The organism is Xanthomonas arboricola pv. guizotiae, from assembly GCF_002940205.1.
Taxonomy (GTDB): Bacteria; Pseudomonadota; Gammaproteobacteria; order Xanthomonadales; family Xanthomonadaceae; genus Xanthomonas; species Xanthomonas arboricola_C.
Map to the genome: position 1 here is coordinate 85831 of NZ_MDSK01000017.1, position 10750 is coordinate 96580.

A 10750-nucleotide genomic window follows, 5' to 3' on the forward strand; every position below is an offset into this window, starting at 1 on the left:
GTACCGGCCGAATGGATGAGCGCGTCACGGCCGGGAAGCCGGGCGGCCAGCTCCGACTTTCAGCAAGCTTCTGCCATTACCGTCCCGGACCAAACACAGCTACGTGCCGGTGATGGTTCTGCAGGTGTGGGCAACGGCAGAGAATGCTGTCCGCTGCTGCGCACATTCACACGGCGCAGCAGCGGCCGCAGGCACCTTTGCTGAACACCGCCCTTACCTACCCTTTCAGGCCCTCCATGCTTCGACCGCGCGCCTTGTCCGCTGCCCTGCTGCTCTCTCTTTCCGGGCTGTCGATGCCGGCCCTGGCTGCCGACCAGTGCGACTCCAGCAGAATGAGCCGGACGCCGCCGGCGGTGAACTTCCGGGTCGACAACGACCTGTTCGGCGGGGAGGATCAGGACCAGGGCTATTCCAACGGCGCGGTGCTGACGCTGGTGTCGCCCAACCTGGTCGACTACACCGACGACCCCTGCCTGCCGCGCACCGCGCGCTGGGTCAACGGCTACCTGGAGCGCCTGCATCCGGGCGAGTTCGACCAGCAGAACATGGTGTTCTTGATCGGCCAGGCGATCTTTACACCGACCGACCCCACCCGCCGCGACGTGATTCCGGACGACCGCCCGTATGCGGGCATCCTGCTGGCGAGCTTCGGCTACAACGCGCGCAACGATGCGCATCTGCGCACCACCCAGCTGCAGGTCGGCGTGGTCGGCCCGTGGGCATTTGCGCAGGAAGCGCAGGATGCGATCCACGATGTGCTGGGCGACGAAAAATTCCAGGGCTGGGACAACCAGCTGCACAACGAGCCGCTGATCAACCTGGTGCACGAGCGTATGCGCCGCTGGCCGGGCGATGCGGCAGTCAATGCGGACGGCTTCGGCTGGGATTTCATTTCGCACTGGGGCGGCGCGGTCGGCAACATGGCCACGCATCTGAATGCCGGCGGCGAGGTGCGCTTCGGCTGGAAGCTGCCGGACGACTTCGGCAGCACCCCGACCCGTCCGGCCGGCGAGAACACCGCCCCCAGCCGGCTCGGACGCGCCAGCGGCTGGTCGGGCCATGTGTTCCTGACCACCGATGCGCGCTGGGTGCTGCGCGACATCACCCTGGACGGCAACACCTTCCGCAACAGCCACAGCGTGGACAAGCGCCCGTTCGTGGGCGACGTCGGCTACGGCCTGGCGGTGATGTACGGCCGCTGGAAATTCGCCATCGCCCGCTACCACCGCACCCGCGAATTCGAGACCCAGCGCGAAACGCCGGTGTATGGCAGTTTCACCATCAGCCGGATGCTTTGAGGGCGGGGAATTGGGAGTGGGGAATCGGGAATCGCAAGCGCAAACGCTGTGCTCCTGCATTTACCCATTCCCCATTCACCATTCCCCATTCTCGATTCCAAAAAATGCCGGCTTTCGCCGGCATTTTTCTTACTCCGATTCCCACCACATCCAGAACGCATCCCAGAGGCGCTTGAAGAAGCCGCCCTCTTCGACTGCGTTGATGGCCACCAGCGGGGCCTGGGCGATGATCTTGCCGTCCAGGCTGACCTTGACGGTGCCGATCTGCTGGCCCTGCTTGATCGGGGCTTGCAGGTTCTTGGCCACTTCCATGCTGGGCTTGAGGTCGTTGTAGCGACCGCGCTGCAGGCTGACCAGCAATGGCTGGGCCACGCCGAGCTGCACTTCGTCCTGCTGGCCCTTCCAGACCTTCTGCTTGGTCACGACCTTGCCGGGCGCGTACAGGCTGTGGGTTTCGAAGAAGCGGAAGCCCCAGTTGAGCAGGGCCAGGCTGTCGTCGGCGCGCTGGCGCTCGGACGAATCGCCCATCACCACCGCTACCAGGCGCTGGTCGCCGCGCTTGGCCGAGCTCAGCAGGCAGTAGCCGGCCTCGGAGGTGTGGCCGGTCTTGATGCCGTCCACCGCCGGGTCGCGCCACAACAGCAGGTTACGGTTGTTCTGCTTGATGCTGCCGACCTGGAATTCCTTGATCTTGTTGTAGGCATAGGTCTCCGGGTAATCGCGCACCATCGCGCGGCCCAGCAGCGCCAGGTCGTAGGCGGTGGAATGGTGACCTTCGGCGCTGAGGCCGTGCGCGTTGACGAAATAGGAGTCCTTCATGCCGATCTTGGCGGCATAGCTGTTCATCAGCGAGGCGAAGGCTTCTTCGCTGCCGGCCACATGCTCGGCCAGCGCGATCGCGGCATCGTTGCCGGACTGGATCGCCATGCCCTTTTCCATGTCTTCCAGACGCGCGGTCTGGTTGACCGGGAAGCCGCTGTAGCTGCCGTCGGTGCCGGCACCACCCTCGCGCCAGGCGCGCTCGCTCATCATGACCTGGTCGTCGCGCTTGACCTTGCCATTCTTGATTTCGGCAGCGACCACGTAGGAGGTCATCACCTTGGTGATGCTGGCCGGGGCCAGCTGCTGGTGGATGTTTTCACCGGCCAGCACCTGCCCGGTGGCGTAATCCATCAGGATCCAGGATTTGGACACCGCCGGCGCGGGTGCGGGCGGAACCGGGACGGCAGCCGGCGCAGCGGCAACGGCAGGCGTCGGCTGCGGCGCAGGGGTCTGCGCGCAGACCAGGCCAAAGGCGAACGTGGCCACCGCAGCGGCGGCGAAGCGGAATTTCATTGCAGAACGACTCCTGACGGGCCCGAAGGCTGGGTAATGCGAAATTGTAAGGCGCCACGGCGATCAGGGCGACGCGTGGGATGGCGCACGCGCCTGCGCAGTTCAGCGATGGCGATGGGGTGCAGGCACGAGTGTGGCGCCTTGGGCGCGCTATCGGAGGCGCCGCGCACAGCGTGGGCGTCGCTTGCGACGTGTCGAAGCTGGCGAACGTGGCACTCGGTCGTCAGCTGGATACACACGGTGCATCAGGCGCCGACATGCGCGGGAGAACATCGATTCAGGCCCTGGCCGCACCCGCGTTGCAGGTGCACACGGTTCGCTGCCCGACCCGGATCGCCCCCGCCATCCCCAGGACGGCCGGTGCTAGTTGGCCACGATCTGCGGGCGCCCGAAGCCCAGGCCGGCGATGCGCTGCGCGATTTCCGAGGCATTGGCGTGGTCGCGTGCGTTGACGCGCAGCCGCCACAGGGTGCGACCGCCGCTGACGATGTCGCTGACGCTGGCACCGGCAATGCCGGCCGAGGCCAGCTGCGACAACGCGCGGTTGGCGTTTTCGCGGCTGGCGAAACTGGCCACCTGCAGCAGGATGTCGCCCAGTGCGGCTTCGGCCACGCTGGACGCCTTGGCGGGCACCGGCTCGGCCTTGAGCGGACGTGCAACGGTGTTCTCGGATGGCTTGATCGCCGCAACCGCAACCGGCACGGCCGCCACAGGCGCCGAGGCGGATGCTGCCGATGTCGGTCGCGGTGACGCAGCGGCCGGCTTGCCGGTCGCCACACGCACGCCCTGCGACTTCATCCAGGCATCGAAGTTGTCGGCATTGCCGGGCTGGCGCGAATCGGCCACGCGGTAGCGCCAACGCTCGCCGGCCGCAGTGACCGGCGCGCTGCCAGCCGATGCGGCAGCGGAGCTGGCAACCACGGCACCAGCGCCAGCTGCGACTGCGCGCGGCGGCACGGTGCGGGTGGGCAGACGCTGCACCAGGCCATCGATCTGGCTGGCACCGGCGGCCGGCCGCGCGGTGGCAACGGCGGTATTCACCGGGGCCTGACCACTGCGGCGCTTGGCCAGCAGATTGCCGTTGTCGGCTTCGGTCAGACCGCGTACCTCGACGTTGCCGGTGCCCTTGCCGGTGATGCCCAGCTTGACCGCAGCGGCGTAGCTCAGATCGATCACGCGGCCATCGTGGAACGGGCCGCGGTCGTTGACGCGCACCACCACCGAGTCGCCGGTGTCGGTGTTGGTCACCAGGGCGAAGCTGGGCAACGGCAAGGTCTTGTGGGCGGCAGTGAAGGCGTACATATCGTAGACCTCCTTGTTGGAGGTCAGCCGGCCGTGGAATTTGCTGCCGTAATACGAGGCGGTCCCGCGTTCGACATAGTCGCCGGGGTTGTCCATCACCACGTAGCGTTTGCCCAGCACCTCATACGGCGAGCGGTTGCCCACCGCCGAGCGCGGCTCGTTGGTGACCAGCGGTTCGGGGATGCAGGCCACGTTGGGCACGTGGTCCGGCGTGGTGTCCTTGACGCCGGGCTTGTACAGGCCGCCGGCGGTGTAGTCGCCGCGCGTGGACGGGTCTTCCTTGGCGGGTGCGTAGGGCGAGGTCGAGGGGCAACCGGTGGCCACATACGCCGGCCCCTTGCCGTCGACCTTGACGCCCTTGATCGCGCCGCTGCCGCCGGTGCCGGCGCTTTTCTTCGGTGCACTGCTACAGGCCGCCAGGCCGAGCATCAGCGCCATCGGGATCAACCACTTGGGGCCTGTCGTGCTGTTCATGCCGGGGGTAACTCCTTGCCGGCGATGGCCTCGGACAGCTGGAACACGGCCATCGCGTACATCTTGGAAATGTTGTAACGGGTGATCGCGTAGAAATTCTGGAAGCCCAGCCAGTACTGCTTGCCGTTGGCATCGTCCAGGGTGATCGGGGTGGCGGTGCTGCCGGCCACCACCGGCGCATTCGGGTGATAGCCGCGCGCAGACAGGTCGGCCAGCGTGTACACCGGCGACCAGTCGGTGGGATTGAATTCCTCGTGGCCGGCGGCCAGCGTGGCCGGCACCGCGACCTGGCCACCGCGCACCCAACCGCCCTTCTTGACGAAGTAGTTGGCGACCGAGGCGAACACGTCGTTGTGGTCGGTGAACAGGTTGCGCCTGCCGTCGGCATCGCCGTCGACGGCGAACTGGCGGTAGCTGGACGGCATGAACTGGCCCATGCCCATCGCGCCGGCATAGCTGCCGATCAGCGTGGTGACATCGAGCTGCTCTTCCTTGCCGAGCGCGAACAGCTGGCCGAGTTCATCGCGGAAGAACAGCTCGCGACGCACTTCGCGTTCGAGCTTGGCCGGGTCGCCGCTGCGCGGGTAGCGGAACGCCAGCGTGTACAGCGCGTCCAGCACGCGGTACTTGCCGGCATTGCTGCCGTAACTGGTCTCCACCCCGATGATGGCCACGATCACCTGCGCCGGCACGCCGGTGGCCGCTTCGACCTTGCTCAGCTCGGCACGATGCTCGGCCAGGAACTTGCGGCCGCCATCGATCCGCGCCTGGGTGATGAACATCGGGCGGTATTCGTTCCACGGTTTGACCCGCTCGGCCGGGCGCGACATCGCAGTGACGATGGCGTCCTTGAACTGCGCCTGCGCCAGCACTGCTTCGATCTGTGCGGCGTCGATGCCGTACCTGGCGGCGGTGTCGCGCACGAAGTTGGCGCGGGCGATCTCGAACGGCACCGGGGTCAGGTCCACCGGCGGCAGCGCGGGCGCTTCGGCAGCGGCACTGACGGGCGCGACCGGGGCGCTCGGCGGCTTGGCCGGGGGCGCGCTGGCGGCCGGCGGCGGGGTCGGAGGGCTGGGCTGAGTCGCGCAGGCGACAAGGCCGAGGGTGAGCAGGCAGGTCAGAGTGCGTCGAATCATCGGCTGAGGGTAACAGACATCAGATGAACTTCTGGCAATAAGGCCATGAAACGCAAAGACTTTAATCAAAGTCAAGCCTGCCGCGTTTGCGGCAGGGGATGCGGGAGGGGGGATCGGGGGTTCGGTGGTGCCTGCGGGCGGAACGTTCCGGCACGCGGCGGTAGCGATGTGCGGGGCCGCCGCCCTAGCTGCCATGCTGAAAAACGTACGTTCGCAGGCAAGGCGCCAGCGGGTCTGGCGCGGCGAGTGATGGCCGCGCCAGCGAGATCACAGCGCGGGGAAGCGCGGTGCGCCCGAGCAGGTGGGCACCGCGCCGCCGACCTGCACGGTGCCGGTGGTGACGCCGGTCCCCGACGGCGTGACGGCGCTGTTGCTCAGCCCGATCTGCGCATTGCTGGCATTGATCGACGCGTCGCTGTGCGCCACGTTGGCCAACACCAGATCCAGCGGTGTCTGCGCATCAAAGCCCTTCAGGATCCAGCCCTTGCCGCCGGCGTCGTTGCTGGTCTTGAGCCCATCGACCACGATCTGGCTGAAGGTCGGTTTGGTGCCGCTGGTTGCGGCGGCGTAGAACGGGTTGATCACCAACGGGCTGCTGACGCCGTACAGGCAGGTGTTGCGATAGGTGACCAGACTGACCGGGCCGCCCTTGGCGAGGCTGGTCTTGATGCGCAGGCCGCTGTTGTCGGTGCTGCGGTTACCCGCATCGTCGGTGGACACCAGCGCATTGTTGTCGACCAGCACATTGCTGACGCCGGACATCACTTCGCTGCCGATCGAGATGCCGTGGGTGCCGTAGCAGCGCGAGTTGCGCACGGTGATGTTGGCCGACTTGGAGGCGATGGTCTTGATCGCCACGCAGTCGTCGCCGCCCATCACATCGCTGTCGTGGATGGTGGCGTTGACCACGCTGTCCAGATCCAGGCCGTCGGTGTTGGGGCTGGTGGCCGGCGACTTCACCCGCACGCCCCAGATGGTCAGGCCGTCGACGATATGCGCGAAGAAATGGAAATACGCCGCATTGATCAGGTTGATGTTGTAGAGCGTGAATGCCGTGGCGTTCTGCACCTTGATCAGGTCGGGGCTGTTCTGCACCTGGCCTGCGTTCTTGGCGTTTTCTCCGAATTCCCACCAGGTGGTGCTCTTGCCGAGCATGGCCAGGTCGCCGCGCCCGTCGATGGTGCCCTGGCGCCCGCCGGTGCGCATGCCCATCACACCCGCGTTCGCACCTTTGATGCCGATCAACGGCAGGCAGCTGCCGCTCTTGGAACCGGCGCTGCCGCAGCCGCTGCCGTAATCGGCCGGGTTGCGCGAGCCGTACACGGTGACGCCCTGATCGACGACCAGGGTGACGCCGGCGGGAATGGTCAGCGGGCCGGTCAGGAAGGCGTTGCCGCTGCCGCTGGTGAGCAACACCGCGCCGTTCTTGCACGCAGTGAGTGCCGCCTGGATGGTTCGGGTATCGGGCGGCGCGCTTTCCAGCGCCGCATCGAACACGCGCCCGTTCGGCGTCTGACTGGCCTTCAACGCAGGCTGGCAGAGGGAGGGAATCGCAGGTTGCGCGACAGCGCGCGCATCGCCGGTGGCGAACGTGACCGCACCGGCTTGCGCGGCCAGCGTGAGACAAACACTGCCGATGGCGGCGGCTAGCAGTTTCATGGAAGAGATCACCCGAAAGAGGAATGGCGCGTGTTGCTGGAGCGACGCGACGCGGCCGCCAACGCTATAGCGACGTGGCGGACTCTACGAAGCCCTGTACAGCCATGCAGAGGGCGCGCGAACCCAGCGCCGCACGAACGAAGCAGGCCTACGCCCGTGTATCGTCGTTGCAATGCACTGCGCAAAAACGCAGCGCGCCGGAAAGTGTGTCAACGTTTGACATACGGGTGTCGCATCGATCGACGTTGCGACATTGCATGCACACAAAGAAATGCGCGCACGGCGCTGGCGCAGCGACGCGACGCGACACACTCTCGCGTCAGTATCCGTGCACCGGCCGGTGCGTCTTGACGGCCGTCACCACGTCCAAGCCGGGCACCTTGCCGGTATCCTCATTAACCTTTCAAGTTTGGAAGCATCAACAGCGAGACGCGACAGGCAGCAGGAGCCAGACATCAACACAACGCCCTGCGAAGACGACCTGCGTCAGCCACCATCTCCCCCACCATCCCCGTTTGAGACTGGGGACGTAGCTTGTTGCTGGGAGCGCGCAGCAAGCGTCATCACTGGACCGGTTGGGTTCTTGTCGATCTCTTCGCGCTCGTGCTGGAATTGCGTCATCTCCTGCGCCCGCTGTTGATCCAATGCCTCTGTTTTCTGCAAGGTCTCATTGATGCCAGGCGATGGCGTGTTGAGCGCAGTTTCCGAGTGGAACCCCGGCGTTTTGCCGAACACAAAGGCGACGTCATCTTGGATGATCACTTTGCGGAGTTCATCCGCGCGTTCGATCCCTGACTCTTTGACGGCATGGAGCACCTCGGCCGTCTTCTCATCAGATGTGCCCTTCGGGAGCTGGGCCTGGATGGCGGAGAACAGCGCGTAATCCCGATGATCAGACGGAAACGCCTGCTGAGCGACATCTTGGGAGGGCCTTGCTTGCTCGACCCGTTCTTCACGGTATTCGTGTGCGTTTGAACGCGCGCCAGTCCCACCAAAACCTGGCGACGACGCATAGGAGGACGTGCGCACAGGCAAGACGATCTGCGCCGGCATCTCGCTTTGCGTTGGCGTCGCCGGCAATGTCGCTTGCGTCACCTCTGGCTGCGTTGCCTGCAATGGAACAGCCGATGGCGCACCGTTCTGTGGTGCAACTCCTTGCGCTTGCTGCTCGCTACCCTGCTCCAGCGCCGCAGTGGCCGATGCCGGCGCTGTCGATTTCAAGGCTTCTCGGCGCGCGTTTTGTGCCTGCGACAGCGCTGCATCCAGGTCTTGGCCGGCTACGCCCGTTGCCGGCAAACCTTGGTCTTGCTGAAACTGCCTCACGGCATGTTCGGTCTCTGGACCGTAGTGCCCGTCTTGCGGCACGGCCCGACCGTTCGGACCCCGGGCATCCACTTGCTGCAAGCGATACTGCAAGAACTCGACTTCTTGCCCTCGGTCGCCGAGGCGCAGCCCTTCCACCTCACTTGATGGCGGCTGCGTCGGCACAGTGGCCTGAGTAGATGCTTGATCGGCGGAGGTCGAAGCGGATGATGCCGATCCAGCGCTCGGTGCAAGCGCGCTTGCCGTTGGAACCAATGGCTCCACCTTAGGCTGGACCGGGACGGCTGTTGAAGGTGCAGCAACCTCAGATGCCTGGGTCTCTTGTGGTTCGCGTTGCGGGACAGGTTCGGGCTTCGATTCGGCAGGCTTGGCGACCGGGCGCGCGTCTTCTGGCAGAGGCGCGTTGACGGATGTAGGCATCACGACCGAGGCAGGCGTTGCCGTCTCCGCAATGGCAGGCTGCTCAGCGGCGCGTGCTACGCCTTGATCACGCGTATCAATGGCTGCCTGAGGCGCTTGGGTTTCATCCACACGCGGAGCGGTAACGGTCGTTGCTGCGAAGCTCGCAGCTTGTTGTGCTTCTTGTGTGGAAACGCCCTGCCGATTGGCTTCGCGCAATGCTTGATCGTAGGCATCGCGTTCTTGGGGCGACTGCGCGTCAATGCGCAGCTCGGGTGCACCCGCCGAAGGCGGTTGCTCCTGCCGAACTGACTGCACCTGCCCAAGTGCCTGATAGATCTCATCAGTGCTGGTGGTTGCCGCAACGCGCACCACACCATCTGCATCACGGGTCAAATGCTGGATGGGGCTGTCTACCGAGTATTGGCCGGTCGCGTCGCGCTCCAACGCCAAAGAGCTGGTCGCGGCATCAATCCCGTTTGCCTCACGTGTCTTTTGCACCGCAAGCTGGATCGCGCCTGCAGTCTGGGCATTGGGCGCAACGCCATAGGCGGCATAGGTCGCTTCGGTATTGGCCTGGTCTTGTTGCTGTGGCGTTGGCGTTTGCCTTGCCGGCATCTGTGCCATTGCCTGCGCATGCTGCTCCAATGCCGGTTGCAAGCGTTCGCGCATTGCGTTCAGTTCCAACGGGACATTGCCTTCGGCAGCAATACCATCATGCCGCCACTGGCCCTGCGTATTGCGCTGATACTGCTTGCCGTCCGATGCTTGCAGCGAATCTGGGTTTAAGGCGGCTTGCACGGCCGCTGGCACAGGGCCGAAGTCATCCCAGCCATTGCGCTGATAGGCAGCTTGATAGGTCGCTGCAATCGCAGCCGGACCTCGGGCAATGTTGGCGTCCACCACCTGAGCTGCTTGTTGGTCCAACGCGGCACTGCGCTCAGGGCTTGCCGGATCGACCGTCCAGACGGGTCGATCGTTCCGGTCGACGTCGTCGGCGATCATCCGTGACCACTGGCCACTTGCCGGATCGTGCCGCCAATCCCGTGCGTAAAGATGCGCCGCATCTGCCTCACTGGATGGCTGCACATAAGGATTACTGGGTTGCACTTTGCCCAGTGCCTGCTCGGTCGCTTCGCCACTGGCGTGATAGTTCAGCTCGCGCGCTTTTTCTGGCAGCGCGAACATGCCCTGCTTCTGTGGCGCATCCACGCCATCGTTCGGCAGGTCGACTTTTTCTTGGCGAAACCACTGGCTGCCGTTGAACTCCCAGCTCACGCCCTGCTTGTCGGTTTGCGTATAGATCTGGCGGTTGTCCCAGAGCGTCACGGCCTTGTCGGCAGCAGCACTGAACAGATAACCATCGGCCACCACCAGCGCGACGGGCCCGGCGCCGCTTGTGCCAACAACGGCAGCGGCAGCAGCGCCTCCCGCCCAGCCACCCGCGCCTCGGGCAGCAAAGTGCAACGCTTCCGAGCGTGCAGCGGTGAGGTTGTCTTGTGCCAACAGCGTGCCAACACGCTCCCCGGCTTGCGACGCATCGTAGGCGGTCGCGGCAACGCCCAAGCCAGCAAGCCCTGCTGTCACCCCGGCGCGACGCAAGCCTGGGATGCCAGGTTCCGGCTTGGTTTGGATATTGCGTCCCTGCCACTCATCCCAACGCGCCTGACCCGCCTGGGCATGCTCGGTTGGCGGATTCATACGCTGACTGAGCGGAAGCGTGCTCTGGTCTAGAGCGTGTTATGAACTTTGCTCTTGTCCCGCTAACGTATACGGATGAAGCCTCGTAAGCCATATCCGACCGATATTTCCGACGAAGAATGG

The 10750-nt window shown here is 65.1% G+C and carries 6 protein-coding genes; 1 reads left to right on the plus strand and 5 read right to left on the minus strand.

The window, feature by feature from the left end; translation table 11 throughout:
* The first annotated feature begins 236 nt into the window (after positions 1–236).
* A complete protein-coding gene (locus tag XarbCFBP7408_RS12120; RefSeq protein ID WP_104563162.1) occupies positions 237–1298 on the plus strand; it encodes a lipid A deacylase LpxR family protein in 1062 nt (353 codons plus the stop codon).
* 129 nt (positions 1299–1427) lie between these two features.
* On the opposite strand, the gene XarbCFBP7408_RS12125 is transcribed toward XarbCFBP7408_RS12120, so the two are convergent.
* The 5 genes from XarbCFBP7408_RS12125 to XarbCFBP7408_RS12145 all read right to left on the minus strand — a co-directional run bounded on the left by XarbCFBP7408_RS12125 (position 1428) and on the right by XarbCFBP7408_RS12145 (position 10627).
* On the minus strand, positions 1428–2633 hold the full coding sequence (locus XarbCFBP7408_RS12125; protein ID WP_104563163.1) for a D-alanyl-D-alanine carboxypeptidase family protein: 1206 nt from the start codon (positions 2631–2633) through the stop codon (positions 1428–1430).
* A gap of 363 nt (positions 2634–2996) precedes the next feature.
* Complete coding sequence (locus XarbCFBP7408_RS12130; protein WP_104563164.1) at positions 2997–4409, minus strand: septal ring lytic transglycosylase RlpA family protein; 1413 nt, start codon at positions 4407–4409, stop codon at positions 2997–2999.
* Entirely contained in the window at positions 4406–5545 is a 1140-nt protein-coding gene (gene mltB / locus XarbCFBP7408_RS12135; RefSeq protein ID WP_104563165.1) for a lytic murein transglycosylase B, read from the minus strand. The genes XarbCFBP7408_RS12130 and mltB overlap by 4 nt, the downstream gene beginning before the upstream one ends.
* A 267-nt stretch (positions 5546–5812) precedes the next feature.
* The gene (locus XarbCFBP7408_RS12140) at positions 5813–7204 is read right to left on the minus strand and encodes a glycoside hydrolase family 28 protein (RefSeq protein ID WP_104563166.1); all 1392 of its coding nucleotides are present in this window, start codon (positions 7202–7204) and stop codon (positions 5813–5815) included.
* Positions 7205–7690: 486 nt separating this feature from the next.
* On the minus strand, positions 7691–10627 hold the full coding sequence (locus XarbCFBP7408_RS12145; RefSeq protein WP_104563167.1) for a peptidoglycan-binding domain-containing protein: 2937 nt from the start codon (positions 10625–10627) through the stop codon (positions 7691–7693).
* Between the last annotated feature and the right edge of the window lie 123 nt (positions 10628–10750).